The organism is Pseudomonas sp. NPDC087814, from assembly GCF_044742865.1.
Lineage (GTDB): Bacteria > Pseudomonadota > Gammaproteobacteria > Pseudomonadales > Pseudomonadaceae > Aquipseudomonas.
On the sequence record NZ_JBIUVK010000028.1, the window covers coordinates 1 to 18,310 of the forward strand.

Annotated in this window: 19 protein-coding genes and 1 tRNA gene; 14 read left to right on the top strand and 6 right to left on the bottom strand. The window is 58.2% G+C overall.

What is annotated here, in order from left to right:
• Positions 1–772 (bottom strand): tRNA guanosine(34) transglycosylase Tgt (tgt, locus tag ACIOMR_RS19620; protein ID WP_401195967.1); only part of this gene is annotated, 772 nt, incomplete at its 3' end.
• Positions 773–777: 5 nt separating this feature from the next.
• A complete protein-coding gene (gene queA / locus ACIOMR_RS19625) occupies positions 778–1,827 on the bottom strand; it encodes a tRNA preQ1(34) S-adenosylmethionine ribosyltransferase-isomerase QueA (protein ID WP_003210316.1) in 1,050 nt (349 codons plus the stop codon).
• A 108-nt stretch (positions 1,828–1,935) separates the two neighbouring features.
• Between queA and ACIOMR_RS19630 the strand changes: the two genes are divergently transcribed.
• The 3 genes from ACIOMR_RS19630 to ACIOMR_RS19640 all read left to right on the top strand — a co-directional run bounded on the left by ACIOMR_RS19630 (position 1,936) and on the right by ACIOMR_RS19640 (position 3,749).
• Positions 1,936–2,020 (top strand) — tRNA-Leu (locus ACIOMR_RS19630).
• 632 nt (positions 2,021–2,652) lie between these two features.
• Positions 2,653–3,318, top strand: coding sequence for an acetyltransferase (locus ACIOMR_RS19635; protein ID WP_401195903.1), 666 nt, complete (start codon positions 2,653–2,655; stop codon positions 3,316–3,318).
• On the top strand, positions 3,318–3,749 hold the full coding sequence (locus tag ACIOMR_RS19640; RefSeq protein WP_008438438.1) for a MaoC family dehydratase: 432 nt from the start codon (positions 3,318–3,320) through the stop codon (positions 3,747–3,749). The genes ACIOMR_RS19635 and ACIOMR_RS19640 overlap by 1 nt, the downstream gene beginning before the upstream one ends.
• Positions 3,750–3,880: 131 nt before the next feature.
• On the opposite strand, the gene ACIOMR_RS19645 is transcribed toward ACIOMR_RS19640, so the two are convergent.
• Entirely contained in the window at positions 3,881–4,912 is a 1,032-nt protein-coding gene (locus tag ACIOMR_RS19645; RefSeq protein WP_083853252.1) for a hypothetical protein, read from the bottom strand.
• Between the two features lie 561 nt (positions 4,913–5,473).
• Between ACIOMR_RS19645 and ACIOMR_RS19650 the strand changes: the two genes are divergently transcribed.
• A complete protein-coding gene (locus ACIOMR_RS19650) occupies positions 5,474–5,803 on the top strand; it encodes a hypothetical protein (RefSeq protein WP_003210318.1) in 330 nt (109 codons plus the stop codon).
• Here the strand turns inward: ACIOMR_RS19650 and ACIOMR_RS19655 are convergent.
• Positions 5,800–6,435 (bottom strand): LysE family translocator, encoded by a 636-nt coding sequence (locus tag ACIOMR_RS19655; RefSeq protein WP_003210319.1) that lies wholly within the window; start codon positions 6,433–6,435, stop codon positions 5,800–5,802. The genes ACIOMR_RS19650 and ACIOMR_RS19655 overlap by 4 nt on opposite strands.
• Before the next feature lie 157 nt (positions 6,436–6,592).
• Here ACIOMR_RS19655 and ACIOMR_RS19660 point away from each other — a divergent pair, with 157 nt between their 5' ends.
• The 5 genes from ACIOMR_RS19660 to ACIOMR_RS19680 all read left to right on the top strand — a co-directional run bounded on the left by ACIOMR_RS19660 (position 6,593) and on the right by ACIOMR_RS19680 (position 9,539).
• Positions 6,593–6,961, top strand: a complete 369-nt coding sequence (locus ACIOMR_RS19660; RefSeq protein WP_003210321.1) for a PH domain-containing protein — start codon at positions 6,593–6,595, stop codon at positions 6,959–6,961.
• Positions 6,962–6,998: 37 nt separating this feature from the next.
• Positions 6,999–7,319, top strand: a complete 321-nt coding sequence (locus ACIOMR_RS19665) for a DUF6966 domain-containing protein (protein ID WP_008438441.1) — start codon at positions 6,999–7,001, stop codon at positions 7,317–7,319.
• 125 nt (positions 7,320–7,444) lie between these two features.
• Complete coding sequence (locus ACIOMR_RS19670; RefSeq protein WP_401195909.1) at positions 7,445–8,599, top strand: S-type pyocin domain-containing protein; 1,155 nt, start codon at positions 7,445–7,447, stop codon at positions 8,597–8,599.
• Positions 8,600–8,605: 6 nt separating this feature from the next.
• On the top strand, positions 8,606–8,860 hold the full coding sequence (locus tag ACIOMR_RS19675) for a colicin E3-like toxin immunity protein (RefSeq protein ID WP_102368185.1): 255 nt from the start codon (positions 8,606–8,608) through the stop codon (positions 8,858–8,860).
• A 55-nt stretch (positions 8,861–8,915) separates the two neighbouring features.
• Positions 8,916–9,539 (top strand): DUF3916 domain-containing protein, encoded by a 624-nt coding sequence (locus ACIOMR_RS19680; protein ID WP_401195912.1) that lies wholly within the window; start codon positions 8,916–8,918, stop codon positions 9,537–9,539.
• A 37-nt stretch (positions 9,540–9,576) separates the two neighbouring features.
• Here ACIOMR_RS19680 and ACIOMR_RS19685 read toward each other — a convergent pair whose 3' ends face one another.
• The gene (locus ACIOMR_RS19685; protein WP_401195915.1) at positions 9,577–10,950 is read right to left on the bottom strand and encodes an ATP-binding protein; all 1,374 of its coding nucleotides are present in this window, start codon (positions 10,948–10,950) and stop codon (positions 9,577–9,579) included.
• Entirely contained in the window at positions 10,947–11,609 is a 663-nt protein-coding gene (locus ACIOMR_RS19690; protein WP_177021394.1) for a response regulator, read from the bottom strand. The genes ACIOMR_RS19685 and ACIOMR_RS19690 overlap by 4 nt, the downstream gene beginning before the upstream one ends.
• A gap of 180 nt (positions 11,610–11,789) precedes the next feature.
• Here ACIOMR_RS19690 and ACIOMR_RS19695 point away from each other — a divergent pair, with 180 nt between their 5' ends.
• The 5 genes from ACIOMR_RS19695 to ACIOMR_RS19715 all read left to right on the top strand — a co-directional run bounded on the left by ACIOMR_RS19695 (position 11,790) and on the right by ACIOMR_RS19715 (position 18,282).
• A complete protein-coding gene (locus tag ACIOMR_RS19695) occupies positions 11,790–13,058 on the top strand; it encodes a sialidase family protein (protein WP_177020425.1) in 1,269 nt (422 codons plus the stop codon).
• Positions 13,058–13,657, top strand: coding sequence for a hypothetical protein (locus ACIOMR_RS19700; RefSeq protein ID WP_177069723.1), 600 nt, complete (start codon positions 13,058–13,060; stop codon positions 13,655–13,657). Before ACIOMR_RS19695 ends, ACIOMR_RS19700 begins: the two co-directional genes overlap by 1 nt.
• Positions 13,657–15,675 carry an LTA synthase family protein gene (locus ACIOMR_RS19705; RefSeq protein ID WP_401195918.1) on the top strand — a complete coding sequence of 673 codons (2,019 nt, stop codon included), beginning with the start codon at positions 13,657–13,659 and terminating at the stop codon, positions 15,673–15,675. Before ACIOMR_RS19700 ends, ACIOMR_RS19705 begins: the two co-directional genes overlap by 1 nt.
• A 126-nt stretch (positions 15,676–15,801) precedes the next feature.
• Positions 15,802–16,893, top strand: coding sequence for an iron-containing alcohol dehydrogenase PsrA (gene psrA, locus ACIOMR_RS19710; RefSeq protein ID WP_003210343.1), 1,092 nt, complete (start codon positions 15,802–15,804; stop codon positions 16,891–16,893).
• A gap of 93 nt (positions 16,894–16,986) precedes the next feature.
• Positions 16,987–18,282 carry an MFS transporter gene (locus ACIOMR_RS19715; RefSeq protein WP_003210345.1) on the top strand — a complete coding sequence of 432 codons (1,296 nt, stop codon included), beginning with the start codon at positions 16,987–16,989 and terminating at the stop codon, positions 18,280–18,282.
• Positions 18,283–18,310 lie beyond the last annotated feature (28 nt).

Consider the following 18,310-nt stretch of genomic DNA (forward strand, 5'->3'; position numbering starts at 1 on the left):
CACCGCGGCGCACACCCTCTACGAGATCCTCCGGTTTGCCAACGCCCATAAGGTAACGAGGTTTGTCAGCCGGCATCAGGCCCGGCAGGTAATCCAGCACCTTGATCATCTCGTGCTTGGGCTCGCCCACTGACAGGCCGCCGATGGCCAGGCCGTCGAAGCCGATCTTGTCCAGGCCTTCGAGCGAGCGCTTGCGCAAGCTTTCATGCATGCCGCCCTGCACAATACCGAACAGGGCAGCGGTGTTATCGCCATGGGCGTTTTTCGAGCGCTGGGCCCAACGCAACGACAGTTCCATGGAAATCCGCGCGACGTCTTCATCGGCCGGGTACGGCGTGCACTCGTCGAAAATCATCACGATGTCGGAGCCCAGGTCACGTTGCACCTGCATCGACTCTTCCGGGCCCATGAACACTTTGGCGCCGTCCACCGGGGACGCGAAGGTCACGCCCTCCTCCTTGATCTTGCGCATGGCGCCCAGGCTGAACACCTGGAAACCACCGGAGTCAGTGAGGATCGGGCCTTGCCACTTCATGAAGTCATGCAGGTCGCCATGCTTCTTGATCACTTCGGTGCCCGGGCGCAGCCACAGGTGGAAGGTGTTGCCGAGGATGATCTCGGCGCCCGTGGCGACGATGTCACGCGGCAGCATGCCTTTTACCGTGCCGTAGGTACCGACCGGCATAAAAGCCGGGGTCTCGACGGTACCGCGAGGGAAAGTCAAACGGCCGCGGCGAGCTTTACCATCCGTGGCCAGCAATTCAAACGACATACGACTCATGATTGTTCCTCTGGGCCGCGCGGCGCCGGATTACGGGTGATAAACATCGCATCACCGTAGCTGAAAAAACGGTATCCGTTATCGATGGCGGCTTGATAAGCGGCCATGGTCTCGGGATAACCGGCAAATGCCGACACCAGCATCAACAGCGTGGATTCCGGCAAATGGAAATTGGTCACCAGAGCATCGACCACATGAAACGGCCGGCCCGGGTAGATAAAGATGTCTGTGTCGCCACTGAACGGCTTGAGCACGCCATCGCGCGCCGCGCTTTCCAGCGAGCGCACGCTGGTCGTACCGACCGCCACCACCCGCCCGCCGCGCGCCTTGCACGCGTCAACCGCATCCACGACGTCCTGGCTGACTTCCAGCCACTCGCTGTGCATATGGTGGTCTTCGATGTTATCCACACGCACCGGCTGAAACGTGCCGGCCCCCACGTGCAGGGTCACATAGGCCGTTTCAACGCCTTTGGCGGCAATCGCATCCAGCAGCGGCTGGTCGAAATGCAGCCCCGCCGTCGGTGCAGCCACCGCGCCCAGTCGCTGGGAATACACCGTCTGATAACGCTCGCGGTCCGAGTCTTCATCCGGGCGGTCTATATAAGGAGGCAACGGCATATGGCCGACGCGTTCCAGCAGCGGCAACACTTCCTCGGCAAACCCAAGCTCGAACAACGCATCATGACGGGCCAGCATTTCTGCTTCGCCACCGCCATCGATAAGGATCTTCGAACCCGGTTTCGGCGACTTGCTGGAGCGCACATGGGCCAGCACGCGATGGCTGTCCAGCACCCGCTCCACCAGAATTTCCAGCTTGCCGCCGGATGCTTTCTGGCCAAAAAGGCGAGCCGGAATCACCCGGGTATTGTTGAAAACCATCAAGTCGCCTGGGCGTAAATGCTCAAGCAAATCAGTGAATTGACGGTGTGCGAGGGCACCGCTGACCCCGTCCAGGGTCAGCAGTCGACTGGCGCGACGCTCGGCCAAAGGATGGCGAGCGATCAGCGAATCAGGGAGCTCAAAAGTAAAGTCAGCAACGCGCATGATGGGGTTCGTCTAGCAGGGCCGGGAAGTCTAGCGGAAATAGTGAAAATTGACCATGAAACGTGATTGACCAACGGTAATCTCATCTCTATACTTCGCCGCCATTGAGCCCTGATGGCGGAATTGGTAGACGCGGCGGATTCAAAATCCGTTTTCGAAAGGAGTGGGAGTTCGAGTCTCCCTCGGGGCACCATCTAAAGGTTTCATGTTGTTCTGACATGCTGCTGATACACAGCAAAGCCGGCCACTGCGCCGGCTTTCTTGTTTCTGCTTATCCCTTCTTTTTCCAGTATGTTCCTTGTTGTCTTATTCGGCGTTGATGTATGTTCGCCAAAAATACGAACTTGGCTCCATGAAAATTGAAGCGGTCCGGCATCAAGCGCGCCCTTCTCGCTGACACAGTCCTGTTATCACTTGAACCCGAAGCCAAGCAGTGCTGTGAGACCTATGACGTCGCTCGTACTTACTTCCGTGCGCCGCAAGCAAGCCTGCCAGTCACTGCGGAACATGATCCATGTGCGAGCCAAGGACGCGTCAGGCGACGCCCTGACCGGCCGCTTCAGGCCAGAGCTCAGCACGAAGGTGAGCACCCGGTAGAAGCTCATTACAACAGAACACAGTACAATCAACCCCTTTAGAACCGCCGCCTCTTTACAAGACGATAGACAATCACAAGGAACATCGTCATGCAGCGCATCGTTTTGACGGTATAGCCCAGGCACGATGACAAAAGGCAGGCACACAACAACTCGTCGGTGACGAAGCAATTTCATTCGGGGCCGGCCGTGACTTGACAGCTGCCCAAATTCGTTAAAAGGAGTCAACATGAATACTTATGCAATTGTTGGAGCTGGGGGATTTGGCCGAGAAGTGCTGCCACTCGTAAGAGAGAAACTCGGCGTGCTCAGCGAGGAAAAATTTCAGATTGTATTTGTCGATGATGGATCGCAAGCGGCAGAGATTAACGGCGTAGCAGTGATGACCACCGCTGAATTCAATGCATTGTCATCAGGCGAAAAATTCTTCAACATCGCCATAGGTAATAGCAGGATTCGCGAGCGAATTGCCGCCGAAATGATTTCTTCGGGAGCGCTGCCATTCACAATACACTCCATCAATAACAGTGTAAGTTTAGCCTGCAACGTAATAGGTGAGGGCGCAATTTTATGCCCATTCACAACCATTACATCCAATACAAAAATCGGGAAATACTTTCACGCCAACCTGTACTCTTATGTCGCACATGATTGCACGATAGGTGACTTCGTAACTTTCGCACCAAGCGTAAAATGTAACGGTAACGTCACCATAGAAGATCATGCCTATATAGGAACAGGTGCCATTATTAAGCAGGGAACACCAGAAAAACCAATTGTCATTGGTGAAGGGGCTGTTGTTGGGATGGGAGCCGTAGTGACCAAGAGCGTTGCACCGGGCACCGTAGTTGTCGGAAACCCGGCCAAACCACTTCGAAAGGGACTGGGCAGCTGATGAGAGACTTTACCATGGGGTCCGTTCCCATTGCTGAAATTACAGTTGGAATGAAGGCAAGCTACTCTCAAACTATAACGGACGCTGATATCAAGGCATTTGCAGGTATTAGTGGCGACCACAACCCTGTACACATCGACAGAGAATATGCTGAGGCTTCAAGGTTTGGCAAGCGTATCGCACATGGATTAATGTCTGCTGGGTTTTTCTCTGCCATATTCGGCACAAAAATCCCGGGGCCTGGTTGTGTGTATGTATCGCAGAGCCTGAATTTTTTACGCCCCGTCTATATTGACGACACTATCGTTGCCGAAGTTACAGTAACTAAAGTAGACTTGGAAAAACGCCGAGTTTTTTTCGATACTATCTGTAGCGTAAAAGGCAAGAAAGTCATTAGCGGATCTGCAGAAATCTTTATCCCAAACAAATAGCAACCACCCCGCTTTTTTGGGCGGGGCGGTTTCATCAATGGCGCAGAATGACTATCTCAACTCGAGAGCTTCAAGGCTTACAGTTGAAGACTAAATTACAATAGTACCCCTCAACACAATGCGCCACTCGCTTAAGAAAAACTTTGCATATTAGAAATATAGCATTCAGTGTTTTCCGGGCTTTCGTAACGATCAAGGATGAGAGGCATGTCGGTCCTCGGGCGAAGAAAGCCACTTCTCAGCGATTGAGTGTAGACTCCAACGTTAACATTATTGCGACGAGCCCTTGCGTCGACCGACACGCTGTCAATGCAGTAATTCATTGCACTGCCATTCCCACAAAGCTCGCCGCCGCTATTTATCATGCGGGATGAGTCCTGCCCTTCCATCACAACACCCCAAGCATTCTGCTCTGGCCCACCGCCTGGCACAGTGCCGGTGCAATAACAGTCGATCACAGAGTTGTTATTGCCGCCATTATCAATAAGAACAAGCGCTCGTCCTTTCCAATTAACCGACGTGATGTTCTGCACTGTACAATGCTGAGCGTAATGTAAATGCACGCCTACGGCGGAGTTCCCCGTAAATTCAAGACCTCGAATAAAGACGTTACGAATCGGCACACAAGTTGCCACGATAGCGCCGTTAGGATGTGCCGTCTTCAAGGCGTTATTAATTACCAAGGAGCCACCAAGCACGCGGAGAACTTGGCGAACCTCCATCGGTCCGTCGAGTGGCAGAGGCATACTTGCAAAATTAGTCGATGCATCCGAAATTACAATCCAATCCCCCGCCACATACTTTGTCGCGTCAGCGACGAAAATTTCAGTTTGATTCAGACCTGCTGCGCGAACAAGATAACTTGCCGGGCGTACCTTTCCTTGGTAATCAAACGCAGCATAACTTGGATCGGTAGGGGAGTTGGGGTTGCGGCCGATTCCGCTTGAATCAATTCGTACCTTTTCAATCCCCGGTGCTGGCTCGATGATGAGGCCATGAGCCGGAGTTAAATCCAACTTATTGAGAGATACGGGGGTCTTGATCGGGCATACGTCCCGATTGATTTGAATCCAACGATATCCAGCCTGAATGATTGATCTTAGCTGTGGCCCGTTATCGAGCGATGCGCTTGGCATAAACACATATGGAGTATCTTGATACATTGGTTACCTTATTCCTTAAATTAAATCGTCTCGCCTTCCTGGCGAGAAACAACTGTACATATAAACAGTACAAAAGTAAAGAAATGTGTAGGGATTTTCTCAGCCCCCCTAAATTCTGACACCACATGAGCGCTCGATTCGATAAGCCTGCCGTAGCGCCAAGCGCAGTGACCAGCGTTGCCCTGGACTGAGCGGCGCGCCCGACCAAGGATATGATGCGCCTACTGGACATTGATCGTACGACCCTGCCTCCCCTTCAAATCTCGGCCAATGTTTGGATCAACCTCAAAGGCAGACAGTAAGCACACTGCGTAAGTATACTTGTCGCGGCCCGCCATCTTCACAGGGCAACAGTTGCAACAAAACGTCGTCACACAAACCTCCCTCTATGGTCACGTGTATGGACGAACTTGAAACACCTATGGCCCTCAAGGTTGCTGAATAGCTTGGCCCTCCCAATGAGGCGACCATCTTAAAAAGACCTTGAAGTCCAAGGTCTTTTTTTCGCCTGCAGGAAAGTGATGATGGGCGGGCGAACGCGAGAAAAGAGGAACCTTGGCCATGGAACAGACGCTGGAAGCTGTAGCGCTTTTTGCGCTCAAGCTGGTGCATGAGACCGAAGGCGCGAGCCCGATTCTGCGGGACGACCTGGTCATGGACGGCTATGAGCGGGAGGTGTTTGGCTTGCTGGTGCGCAAGGGCGATATCAATGCCATCCAGCATAAGATCGACGAGTGCCTGGCATTGGCCCTCGAATCCCTGGGCGGTGCACACACCGTGATGGGCCGCGAGCTGCAACGGCTTGCGGTGGATGCGCGCCAAGCGACGACACTCGAAGAACTCAATGCCCCGCTCAACGCACTCAAGGATTACCTGAAGGCGATCCTTTAACGCCTGCCTTCGACCGCCATGCGTACAGCCAGGCCCATCAGCACCGAGCCCATCAACCAGCGCTGTACGGTTTGCCAGACCGGTTTGCGGATGAAGAACCCCGCGATCGAGCCCGCCATCAGAGCGATCAGCCCGTTGACGCTCACGCTGATCATGATCTGCGTAAAGCCCAGTACCAGCGATTGCGACAGCACACTGGCGTGCCCGTTGGGGTCGATAAACTGGGGCAGCAACGACAGATACATCACTGCCACTTTGGGATTCAGCAGGTTGGTGACAAAGCCCATCATGAACAGCTTGCGCGGGCTGTCCTTGGGCAAGTCCCGCACCTGGAAGGGCGACCGGCCACCCGGCTTCACCGCCTGCCAGGCCAGGTAAACCAGATACAGCGCCCCGCCGAGCCGCAGCGCGTCGTAGGCATAGGGAACCGCCATCACCAACGCGGTGATACCCAATGCCGCGCAGAACATATAGACGACAAAACCCATCGCAACGCCGCCCAGGGAAATCAGCCCGGCCACTCGCCCCTGGCAGATCGACCGCGAAATGAGGTAAATCATGTTCGGGCCGGGCGTCAGTACCATGCCGAGCGAGATCAGGCCGTAGGCAAGCAGGCTGGAGAGTTCGGGCATGGTGTGGCTCCTTGACGACGTAAAACCTTGTGATGGCCGGCGGGTTGTTGGCGCCATGGTAGGTCGATAAAAGGAACACCGTTAGATACAGATCCGCGAGCAAAACGTCATACACCGGTACCGGCATCTGCTGCACCACTCACCCAAGGAAAGGCACATGATCGACTTCAACAACAAAGGCTTCTTCAAGCTCAAGCAGAACAACGAATACGCCGAGCGCGTTTCGTCATTGCTGCTGGATGATGAGCAGGTCATCGATTCCTATAAGGCCATGCGCGATGGGGTGGTGTTCACCACCAAGCGCATCATCGCCGTGAACGTGCAAGGGATTACCGGCAGCAAAAAAGACTTCACGTCCCTGCCGTACAAAAACATCGTCGCGTATTCGGTGGAAACCTCCGGGACGTTCGATCTGGATTCGGAGCTGGAGATTTACTTTTCGGCGGTGGGGAAAGTGAAGTTTGAATTCACGGGAAAGACGTCGATTGTTGAGATATCGAGGGTGATTTCCAGGCATGTGCTTTGAACCGTTACGAAAACTCCGCTTTTAAGGATTTCCCACTATGGGCCCAAAAACCGCAGAGCTAATCGATGTGCTTGAGGAACTTGCCATCCTGCTGGAAAGCGATGGGGACAATCACTGGAGCCGATGGATGCGTAAGGCCAAAACCTTATTGCAAGCATCCGATTACTCCGGAATCACCTATTTGCGCTCTGCATACGGCGGAATGGGCTCGTTCAATGACCTCGTTCTTGGACAAAGCAGCGAAGGCGGCGTTTTTTTCTGGAAGCCTGGATACAAGGAGTTGAACGACCGGTTGGACGGGTTACGTAATAAAGCCGCGCAGTTGGGCGCGCAGATACAGCGCTCTCAGGCAGAGTAAACGTGCTTGAATCAATGTAGCGATTGCTAAAGTGACTTTTCCCACACCTCCCATCGAACAACGAGAATTTCAGGTTCTTCTCCGCTCTCATAGGCTCGCTTCCTTGCACAGGGAAGTGAGCAGCCATGACAGAGCGCGCGTATCCCATTACCGAAGAAGAGCAGCTGAAGCGGCGAATCCTGACGCCGCAGCCTAAGCAGATTCCGTATTCACCGTTCATTGATTTGTATGAAGCCCCTCCCGCGCCCACGCCTGAACCCGCGAGAATTCCAGGTCATGTATTCGCCAAGTCGTGCCAACTGCCCGACGGGATCATCAGCTACAACAACCCCACCGGTTATGTGCCGCTTGAGCTGATCAAGGATTACGGCCACTTCACGCTGTTAGGCGGACGGGAAGTGGACAGCCAAGGCGGCGTATCCCTCAGGAAAATCAGCGGTAGTGCCCTACCCGTTGGGCTTGGCCAGCTTGTGCTGCGTACATCCGCGTTGAAGTCCGCGGCTGCGGCGGTCGGTGCCGCCGCTGGGGGTTTGCTTGCAGGGCTGGTGGCGCTGGCCTGGCCGTCGGAGCTTGGCGACAGTGCGCTCTATAGCGAAGAGCAGCTTCGTCACCTGCAAAAAGCCCGTTCGCGGATGCGGTTGCATATCGAGCAACGCGCCGATGGGACGCTGAAGGGATATGGGTTTTACACCGGTAAAAATACCGACTGGCAGATGATCGATGTGGTGCAGTTTCAGAGTCGTGACAGTCAGTTCGTGGCGGATCTTGGCGAGGGTGTGGAGCTGATTTGGACGCCGGCCATTGATCCTGGCGACACCCTTGGCATTCCGGCATTGGAAGCTGCACCGCAAGCTCCGGTGATGTGGATTTATCCGCCGACGGAGGCTGCCGAGCAGATTCTGGTTAACCCGATTTATCCGCCGGAGTATCGGGATTTTATTCTGGTGTTTCCGGTGGAGTCGGGGGTTCGGCCGCTGTATGTGGTGGTTAGCGTTAGGGCGGGCGATCACAAATACCATTCCGCTCCCGGCACAGACGAAATCACCGGTTTCCTAAACCTGAGCAAGGCAAAACCCAAGACCCCAAAGCAAGGTGGGGCAGGGCTTAGAGAGCGCTGGATTGATGACAAAGGACGGATAATTTACGAGTGGGACTCGCAGCACGGCGAACTAGAGGCGTATAGAGCAAGCGATGGCAGTCACTTGGGGGCGTTCAACCACATAACTGGTGAACGGCTGAAAAAGCCTAAGAAAAAACGAAATATCAAAAAATTTTTGTGAGGGCATATGGGACTGAAATTAAGACTGGAATGGTTCGATAAGTCGACAGAGCTTGGTTTAGGAATAGAGCGCTCCGCAGACTTGGGCGAGGACTATACCGTTGTCGACTCGCTCAGACTGTCCGTTGAAGACGACATTAACAACGGAATGTTCCAGCTGCGTGAAGAATGGCTATTAACTATACAGCCGCTCTTCAGCCACAAAATTATTTCGTCGGAAAGTGACTACTTTCTCGCTCTCGATTATAGAAAGTCCTGGTGATCAAGAATAAGCCCGGGCCTCACAAACAGAAGCAAACCAAGAGTATTCATACCCTATGCGTCGTCTTGCACTTTCAGACAAAAAACTCCGCAACATCCCCAGGCGCTTGCGCGAAATAAGCCGATGGGCAGATAGTTTCGAAGGCTGGTTTTTAGAAGACTTCCCAGTGAGGCGAGGATTTGAAAACTTCAAAATCCCCGTCATAGAAACCTTGGTCGAAGGCAAGCAAACAACCCCGGCGATCCAGGCACACTGCGCTCAGCAATTGATCAACGCGGCCGCGCACCTGATTCAAGCCCGGCCCGATGAAACACCTGAATGCTGGATCGTAGCAGCCATTCTTGTGCCCGACATGTTCTCAAGCGAAGTCTGCGTCTACATCGATAAAAGCCGCTACCTCGGCGCTATTCTGCCCTTCGACCACGACTACTTTCGCCAAACCCGAATAACGGGCAGAAGCCTTGCAAACGAATGGGGGTTGATCATCCCCCCAGGCCTACACGAGGTGGGTTTTCACTTCATCCACGAAGATGAGGACGGAGAACAGTTCGAGTCAGAGCATTGGTATTTCGGCGAGGTCAGTTCATCGGATGAAGACCCGGGCGGCGACCGCTGGAAGTACAAGACTTTCAAAGCATTTCAGGCAGAACATCCGCATTTATTCAGCACAGCACCGTAGCCTTGCGATGAAAGCCGTGCTTATAACGACGGCCTTTTCAAGCAGCCCCCTCGCTAAAACTCAACCGCGCACACAACCCACCCACCTCCCGGTTATACAACTCCAACCGCCCCCCAATCTTCCCCACGATCATCTGCACAATCGCCAACCCCAACCCCGCCCCATTTGCATTCCCACGGCTATAAAACCGCTCGAACAACCGCCCAATCTCCCCCTCATCAATCCCCGGCCCCGCATCCTCCACACAAAGCTGCACCCCTCCTGAATCCGTCCCCCGCACCATCACCCTCACCTCACTCCCCGCCGGCGAGAAATTCAGCGCATTGGTCACCAGGTTCTGCAGCGCAATCGCCAACGCTATCGGGTCCGTTTCAATCCAGCATTCCTCATCCCCTTCCAGCACCAACTCAACGCCTTTCTCCATCGCCAGGGGCGTCAGTTCCGCAAGTTCTTCGCGCACCAACTCCGTCAACGGCACACGCACTCGTACGGTGTTGTTCAACTGCGGCTCGATGCGCGCCATGGTCAGCAGTTGGCTGCCAATGCGCGTCGCCCGGTCCACGCCATTTACCAGGAAGTCCAACGCCTCTCGCCGCTCCTCCCCGGTACCCGCGCTCTGGGCGTTCTGCGCGTGAATGCGCAATATCGCCAACGGCGTGCGCAGTTCATGCGCCGCGTCAGCGATAAACCGACGCTCCCGCTCCAGCAGGTCATCCACCTGCACCAACAACCGGTTCAGCGCGGTTTGCATCGGTTCCAGGTCCGTGGGCAATGGCTCAAGCTGCAGCGGTCGCAACGTATTGCTGTCCCGCCCGCGAATGGCCTGGGCCATGGCGCGCAGGGGCTTGAGGCCCCAGCCGATGGTCAGCCAGATCAACAACGCCAGCAGCGGCACGCCAATCAGGATGGGCCAGAGGGTGTGGCGGATGATGCGCTGGATCACGTCCTGGCGAATGTCGTCGCGCTCGCCCACCCAGATCAGCAGGCCTTGTTGCATGTCGGCGAGCATGAACGCGCACCAGTCGTTGCCGTTTTCCATCAGGTCGTGAGGCCCGAGGGTGGTGGGCGGTGCGTTGAGGATCGGCGCGTCGGTGGAGCGCACCAGCAGTTGGCCGTCGGTGCGCCATACCTGAAAGGTCAGGCGGGTTTCGTAGGGGTGCGCGGCGCCGTCTTCGCCGACGCGGCTCATGGCTTGATCGAAAGCCTGGTACAGGCGGTCCCAATCGGCATCGCCGGGGTCGCGCTGGCGCAGTACGCCTTGCAGCAAGCGGGCACTTTGGGCGAGTTGAGCGTCGTAGACTTCTTCGATTTCGTGGTGGCTGTCCCGCAGCACCAGCCAACTGATCAGGCCATCACCCAGCAGGATCAGCACCAGCACCGGAATGAGGATGCGCGCGCGGACCGAGTTCATGGCTTGAGTTCCACCATGTAGCCCACGCCGCGTACGGTGCGGATCAGTTCGGTGGAGAGTTTTTTGCGCAGGTTGTGGATAAGGACTTCGAGGGTGTTGCTTTCGACGCGGTCCTGCCAGCCGTACAGCGCGCGGGACAGACGTTCGCGGGTGACGACTTTGCCGGGGCGCACCATCAGTTGGTGCAGCAGTTGGTATTCCATCGGCGTGACCACAACGTCCTCGCCTTGATAACTGACCTGTTGGGTCACCGGGTCCAGGCTCACGCCCGCATGTTCCAGCAATGGCTGCGCCCGGCCCTGGCTGCGGCGCAACAGGGCGCGGACGCGGGCCTTGAACTCTTCGACATCGAAGGGTTTGACCAGGTAGTCGTCGGCGCCGGCATCCAGGCCGGCAATGCGTTCGGCGGTGCCGTCGCGGGCGGTGAGGATCAGCACCGGCAGGTCGTATTGCTCGGCACGCAGGGTTTGCAGGAGTGTGAGGCCGTCGAGGCGCGGCAGGCCGAGATCGAGCAGCAGCAGGTCGAAGCTTTCGGTGCGCAACGCGTGCAAGGCGCTGACGCCATCCTGCAACCAGTCCAGGGTGTAGCCTTCGGCGCCCAGGGCCACGCGGATCCCTTGGCCAAGGGCACGATCATCTTCGACAAGGAGCAGGCGCATAACTGATTCTCTGGAGTAACCGGCGGCATGATGCCGTGTAACCGTCGAGGCTATTTCGGGAAAGATGTTACGGGCCGTTGCCAACTAAGCTTTCGCTAAGGTTGGTTTTGCACAGTGAAACCTCCTATGCCTGTTGAGAGTGTTTCTGTGCGCAACAAGCCTTTTTTCGACACGTTTTCGATACGCGCGCCTTTAACGATCTGCAGTCTGCTACTGGTGTTTCTAGTTGCCTGGACCAGTCACCCGCCCCACGTGCTGGCGCCGTTTGCCCAAGCTGGCAAGGACACGTCCCCTGCAGCGGCCGCCCCGCAATACAGCAGCCGCTTTGTCTCCTCGCAGCTCAATGACTTTGTGCATTCCTCCTCGGTCACCGCCCTGCCCGGCGGCGACCTGATGGCCGTGTGGTTTGCCGGGTCCCGCGAGGGCGCCGCCGATGTGCAGGTGCGCACCGCGCGCTTTGACGCGAAAAGCGCCGAGTGGGGCCCGGAGCAAGTATTGGCCACCCGTGAAAGCACCCGCGACGGCACGCACCGCTACATCCGTAAACTGGGCAACCCGGTGATCGCCCTGGCACCGGACAATCGCCTGTGGATGTTCTACGTTTCGGTGTCGGTAGGCGGCTGGGCCACCAGCGCGATCAACGTGATGGTCTCGGATGACCTGGGGACGAACTGGTCGGCCCCTCGGCAACTGATCACCTCGCCTTTCTTCAATATCAGCACGCTGGTGCGCGCCGCACCGGTATTCCACGCCGACGGTTCCATCGGCCTGCCGGTGTACCACGAGTTCATGGGCAAATTCGCCGAGTACCTGTACTTGAGCCCCGACGGTGCGGTGGTCGACAAATTCCGTATCAGCCGTGGGAAGAACTCGCTGCAGCCGACCATCGTCCCGCAGGACGGCCAACGCGCCATCGCCATGTTGCGTTACGCCGGCGAAACCCATCACCGAGTCCTCGCCAGTCGCACCGAAGACGCCGGCCAAACCTGGAGCGAGCCTTACCCATTGGAACCGTCCAATCCCAACTCCTCGCTGGCAGCCGTCAGCACTGAAGGCGACGGTTTGCTCGTGGCCCTCAACGACCTGCAGGACGGCCGCTTCAAGCTCAGCCTGTACGGCACCGATGCCAAGCTCAATCAGTGGCGCACCGTGGTGGAACTGGATCAATCCCCCGACCCCTTGGGCCAACCGTTCTCCCCCGAGGCCTACAAGGAAATCATCGGCGAAGGCTTCCGCGCCTCCAGCGGCGCCCTGCGCCTGCCGCTGGAACAACGCTTCCTCAGCAACCTGGACTACCGGGTGTGCAAGCCCCGTGGCTGCGATTTCGAATACGAGTACCCATACTTCAGCCGCAGCCCGGACGGCATGTACCACCTGGTGTACTCGTGGAATAACACCTTTATCAAACATGTCAGCTTCAACGAAGCCTGGCTGTCGGAGCGCCTGTGATGGTTTCTGTATGGCAAGCACATTTGAGTTTTGTGCTGTTGGGTTTTGTGCTGCTCAGCCTGTTGCGCGTCACAACACCCTGGCGCCCCTGGCTGCTGCCGGTGTTGGTGGTGGTGAGTTTTATCCCGGTCAACGAACTGCCGTTGGCGGCGTATGTGCGCAGCTTCACCGATGACCTGGCCATCAGCACCCTGGTGTTGCTGGCGTGGGTCAGCCTGTGCCGGTTGGGCGTGGTGCAGCCGCTCCAGCGCCCGCAGAAGGTCCAGGTGCTGCTGCTGTTTGGCATCCTGAGCCTGGTGCTGTACCCGGCGACGATGGGCCTGACGTATTTCGACCCCTACCGCTGGGGTTTCAACCCTCGGCCGATGATCGTGCTGATAGGCGCGGCAGCACTGTTGATGCTCTGGCTGCGTAATACGCTGGCGGTGTGGATGCTCGCGGCGGGCACCCTGGCGTTCGCACTACGGCTCAAGGCCTCGGAAAACTACTGGGACTATCTGATCGACCCACTGCTGACGGGCTACTGCCTGGTGGCCGGGTTGTGGATGCTGGCGATGGCTGCCTGGCGCCCTCTTTTAAAATTGCACAGAGGTCAATGATGGGATGGTTGCACTCGCGCCGCCTGCGCTACGGCGTGGGCGCGATCGGTTTGGTATTTGCGTTGCTGGCGGCACTGCGGCTGGTGTTTGTATGGGGATTTTCCGGGGTCGACCTGAGGGAGCCCGCACTGCTGGAAACCGTGGGCATCGGCCTGCGTTTCGACCTGCGCCTGGCGGTGCTGATCCTGTTGCCCCTGGCACTGCTCGCCTGGCTGCCACGCTGGAACCTGGTGACTGTCCCCGCCCTGCGCTGGCTGGCACGGGGTTATCTGCTGCTGGCGCTGGCCATCGTCGGGCTGGTGTACATCATCGACTTCGGCCACTACGCCTACCTCGGTGTGCGCATCAACGCCACGGTGCTGCGTTACCTGGAAGACGCGCAGATTTCACAACAGATGGTGTGGGAAACCTACCCGGTGCTGTGGATAACCTTGAGCTGGCTTGCCGCCGTCGGCCTATGGACCTACGCCCTGGTTCGCCTTGAACGCATCACCCTGGATGGCGAACGCAAACCCATTGGCAAGTTGGCCATCGCATCCGTGGCCACCGTCGGCGTGATCGCGGTATTGCTGGCCCTGCTCGGCCGCGTCGCCAACCTCAATATCGAAAACCCGGTGCCTCTGCGCTGGAGCGACGCGTTCTTTTCCGGCAACAACCAGATCGCCGCCGTGGGCCTCAACCCGGTGCTGTTTCTGTACGACACCCTCAAGGTCGGCCAGTCGCAATTCGATGAGGCGCGGGTGCGAGAGCATTACCCGCAAGTCGCGAATTATCTGGGGGTCAGCCAGCCCGACCCCGAGCAGTTGAACTTCGCCCGTGAACAAGCCGTGCAGCCTTATCGGCTCAAGGGCGAGCGCCCGCCGAACGTGATCTTCGTGATGCTCGAGTCCCTCGGCACCAGCGCCGTGGGCGCCTATGGCAACCCGCTGAACCCCACGCCGAACCTCGACAAGCTGGCGAAGGAAAGCTGGTTCTTCAAACACTTCTACGTGCCCGTCACCGGCACCGCCAAAACCGTGTGGGCGAGCATCACCGGCGTGCCCGACGTTACCCGCCAGGAGACGGCAACCCGCAACCCGCTGATCACCCGGCAACACACCTTGATCAATGCGTTCGAGGACTACCAGAAGCTCTACATGATCGGCGGCAATGCCGGCTGGGCGAATATCAACGCCTTGATCCGCCAGAGCATCGACGGCGTGAAGCTGTATGACGAAAGCCACTGGCGCTCGCCACGGGTGGACGTGTGGGGCGTTTCGGATCTGGACCTGTTCAAGGAAGGCGACGAACTGCTGCGGGCCATCCCCAAGGACCAACCGTTCTTCGCCTACCTGCAAACCTCCGGCAACCACCGACCGTTTACCATCCCCAAGACCAACGATGGCTTCAAGGTGCATGACCTCACCGTGGAACAAGTGCAGGCCGCAGGCAGCCGCAGCGTCGAGCAGTACAACGCCGTGCGCCTGCTGGACTTCAACATCGGCCGCCTGATGGAAATCGCCAAGGCTGGCGGTTACTACGACAACACCATCTTCGTGTTTTTCGGCGACCACAACACCCGAATCAGCCAGATTCCGCACATGGCGCCGGCATTCGAGCAGCTTGGGCTGGAAAGCAACAACGTGCCGATGATGATCCACGCGCCCGGCCTGCAACCCCGGGTGATCGAAGAAGCCGTCGGCCTGGCGGACCTGCTGCCGACCGTGGCCGGCATGGCGGGCATACCGTTCCGCAATGGCGCGATGGGCCGGGATATCCAGCAACCTGCGCCGGAAGGCGAGCGCGTGGTGCCGCTGGTATTGCGCGAGGGCACGTTCCCGCTGATCGGCGGCGTGACCAAGGACTTCCTGCTGCAAATGGAGCACGACGGCAGCTCGCCGACCCTGCATGACCTGGCGTCGCAAACGCCGAGGGACAATGTGGCTCAGCAGTATCCCGAGGAGTTTGAGCGGTTGCAGGGGCTGACCCGTGGCCTGCATGAGAGTGCGCGATTGATGTTGTTCCGGAACGTGCGCTGAAGTCACCTGACGGTCGGGCTGTACTATCGGCCCAGCCAATCCATCCCCACAATCTATCGATTTGAGGTCCACCTCACCCTCCCCGACTATGGCGGCACTTCCAATAACAAAAACCAGGAACCCGCCATGACTGCCCGCTTCCACAACCCGGTAGACACCCGCTTCGGCTGGGGCTGCCTGCAAGAACTCGCCGCTCTTACCGAAGGCCAGAGCGTCGCCCTCGTGACCTTTCCCGAAGCCCGCGGGCTCGGTTTGGTAGACCGCATCCAGGCCCTGCTGGGCGAACGCCTGGTGTACGTCATTGAAGACGTACAGCCCAACCCTGACGTGGCCCAACTGCGCGACACCTACGAGCGTTTCTGGCTGCAGGCCGGTGACTGCCAGGTGGTGGTCGCCGTCGGCGGTGGCAGTGCAATTGATACGGCAAAGGCCTTGATCGTCGGCACAGATTCCGGGGATTTCGACGAGCTGCTGGCGTTGCTGGCCACCGGTAAACCTTTCGCGCCGGCCCGCCACAAGCTGTTGATTGCCGCACCGACCACCGCCGGCACCGGCAGCGAAGTCACGCCATGGGCGACGATCTGGGACTCCGCCAGCCTCAAGAAGTATTCGCTGCACCTGGACTGCACCTGGCCGACAGTGGCGATCATCGACCCGCAGTTGATGCTGACGGTGCCGGCCGGGGTCACGGTGTCCACCGGGCTGGATGCCTTGTCCCATGCGCTGGAATCGATCTGGAACGTCAACGCCAACCCGGTCTCGGACACCTTCGCCATCTCCGCCATCGAAGACATCCTGGAATGCCTGCCGCGCTTGCGGCGTGACCTCGGCAACCAGGAATTGCGCTCGCGCATGGCCTTGGCGGCGCTGAAAGCCGGCCTGGCTTTTTCCAACACCAAGACCGCCCTCGCCCACTCCATCTCTTATGAGATGACTCTGCACCACGGCCTGCCCCATGGCATCGCCTGTTCCTTCACTTTGCCGCTGGTACTGGGCCTGGCATGGGGGCACGACGCCGCGCGGGACCGCACTCTGCAACGGGTATTCGGCACCGACCTGCAGCAGGCCCAGGCGCAGTTGCGCGACTTCCTCCACAGCCTGGACGTGAAGACCGAATTTGCCGACTACGGCGTGAATGCCACCGAGGCCGAGGCGATGATCCGCTTCGCCCTGCAAGGCGCACGCGGCAAGAATTTCATCGGCGCGCAAGCGGCCTAGACTCACCGTAATTCGGTCGTTTCCTGTTGCACCTATCAAGAGTGCCCCCCAGCGGCTGCGGTCGCCGGGGCGAATAACAATAAGGAAAACATCATGAATCGTGCACACGTGCTGCCTGTTCCTGCCGTCCGTACCTCATCGTTTCGCGTAGCCCAGTGGCGCATGCTGCTGGCGGCGATGTTTTGTTATCTGTTTTTCTACACCGGCCGCCAGACCTTCGGCTTTGCCATCCCCGGGATCCAGGCCGAGTTCGGCCTGACCAAGGAAACCCTCGGCTGGGCCTCCGCGGCGATGCTTTGGGCCTACGCGATTGGCCAGGCAATCAACGGCAACCTCGCCGACAAGTTCGGCGGCCGCCGCATCATGACCCTGGGCGCGGTGCTGTCCTGCGCGGCCAACTGGGTCACCAGTTTCGCCAGCGGCTTTGCCGGGCTGATCCTGCCGTGGGGCATCAACGGTTACTTCCAGGCCCTCGGCTGGGCACCCGGCAGCCGGCTGATTTCCAATTGGTGGAGCGCCGGCGAGCGCGGCAAGGTGTATGGCTTTTATGTGTTCGCGGCCGGGTGCGCCTCGGTCCTGTCGTACGTCACCTCCATCGTGGTGCTGGAAGTGTTCCAACTGGAATGGCGCTGGATCTTCCGCCTGCCGGTGCTGTTGATGTTGGCGGGCGGCATTATTTTCTACCTGGTGGCCCGCGAGCGGCCTCAAGACATGGGCTTCGAGCCCCTGGCCGATACTGGCGTGGCGAATGCCGAAGACAAGAATCATGAAGTGGCCCACGGCGAAGTCGAATCCTCGGCGCAGCGCTACAAGGCGGTGCTGAAAAATCCGCGGCTGATCATCGCCGCGATCTCCCTGGGTTTCCAGAACGCCGCCCGCTACGGCCTGATCGTCTGGGTGCCGGTGCACTTCCTCGGGGCCAACTGGAAAAGCGGCGACAGCATGATCGACCCCAAGTGGATCACCGTGGCCCTGCCGGTGGGCATGGCCATCGGCGCCCTGAGCAACGGCTGGGTCTCGGACAAGCTGTTCGGCTCCAAACGCTACCTGGCGATCATGCTCTACATGTTCCTCGGCGCCGCCACCAGCCTGTGGATGTGGAGTTTGCCGCCCCACAGCGCAATCGGCCTGGTAGCGTTGTTCCTCTGCGGGTTCTTCGTGTATGGCCCGGCGTCGAGTTTCTGGGCGCTGTGCCCGGACCTGGTCGGCGCCAAGCGTGCGGGTACGGCCACGGGCGTGATGAATTTCTCATCCTATCTGTTCGCCGGCCTGGCGGAACCGCTGATCGGCAGTATGCTCGACAGTACCGGCAATACCTCGCTGATCTTCATCGTCGTGACCTCGGCCTGCCTGTGCAGCGCAGCGGTGGCGTTGTTTATCCGACGTTGATGACCGGCCCGGCGGACCTCAGGAACAG

Excerpts from the sequence above, each read along its gene's own strand:
- queA (WP_003210316.1), bottom strand. The coding sequence starts at position 1,827 with ATGCGCGTTGCTGACTTTACTTTTGAGCTCCCTGATTCGCTGATCGCT.
- ACIOMR_RS19635 (WP_401195903.1), top strand. The coding sequence starts at position 2,653 with ATGAATACTTATGCAATTGTTGGAGCTGGGGGATTTGGCCGAGAAGTG.
- ACIOMR_RS19640 (WP_008438438.1), top strand. The coding sequence starts at position 3,318 with ATGAGAGACTTTACCATGGGGTCCGTTCCCATTGCTGAAATTACAGTT.
- ACIOMR_RS19645 (WP_083853252.1), bottom strand. The coding sequence starts at position 4,912 with ATGTATCAAGATACTCCATATGTGTTTATGCCAAGCGCATCGCTCGAT.
- ACIOMR_RS19650 (WP_003210318.1), top strand. The coding sequence starts at position 5,474 with ATGGAACAGACGCTGGAAGCTGTAGCGCTTTTTGCGCTCAAGCTGGTG.
- ACIOMR_RS19655 (WP_003210319.1), bottom strand. The coding sequence starts at position 6,435 with ATGCCCGAACTCTCCAGCCTGCTTGCCTACGGCCTGATCTCGCTCGGC.
- ACIOMR_RS19660 (WP_003210321.1), top strand. The coding sequence starts at position 6,593 with ATGATCGACTTCAACAACAAAGGCTTCTTCAAGCTCAAGCAGAACAAC.
- ACIOMR_RS19665 (WP_008438441.1), top strand. The coding sequence starts at position 6,999 with ATGGGCCCAAAAACCGCAGAGCTAATCGATGTGCTTGAGGAACTTGCC.
- ACIOMR_RS19670 (WP_401195909.1), top strand. The coding sequence starts at position 7,445 with ATGACAGAGCGCGCGTATCCCATTACCGAAGAAGAGCAGCTGAAGCGG.
- ACIOMR_RS19675 (WP_102368185.1), top strand. The coding sequence starts at position 8,606 with ATGGGACTGAAATTAAGACTGGAATGGTTCGATAAGTCGACAGAGCTT.
- ACIOMR_RS19680 (WP_401195912.1), top strand. The coding sequence starts at position 8,916 with ATGCGTCGTCTTGCACTTTCAGACAAAAAACTCCGCAACATCCCCAGG.
- ACIOMR_RS19685 (WP_401195915.1), bottom strand. The coding sequence starts at position 10,950 with ATGAACTCGGTCCGCGCGCGCATCCTCATTCCGGTGCTGGTGCTGATC.
- ACIOMR_RS19690 (WP_177021394.1), bottom strand. The coding sequence starts at position 11,609 with ATGCGCCTGCTCCTTGTCGAAGATGATCGTGCCCTTGGCCAAGGGATC.
- ACIOMR_RS19700 (WP_177069723.1), top strand. The coding sequence starts at position 13,058 with ATGGTTTCTGTATGGCAAGCACATTTGAGTTTTGTGCTGTTGGGTTTT.
- ACIOMR_RS19705 (WP_401195918.1), top strand. The coding sequence starts at position 13,657 with ATGGGATGGTTGCACTCGCGCCGCCTGCGCTACGGCGTGGGCGCGATC.
- psrA (WP_003210343.1), top strand. The coding sequence starts at position 15,802 with ATGACTGCCCGCTTCCACAACCCGGTAGACACCCGCTTCGGCTGGGGC.
- ACIOMR_RS19715 (WP_003210345.1), top strand. The coding sequence starts at position 16,987 with ATGAATCGTGCACACGTGCTGCCTGTTCCTGCCGTCCGTACCTCATCG.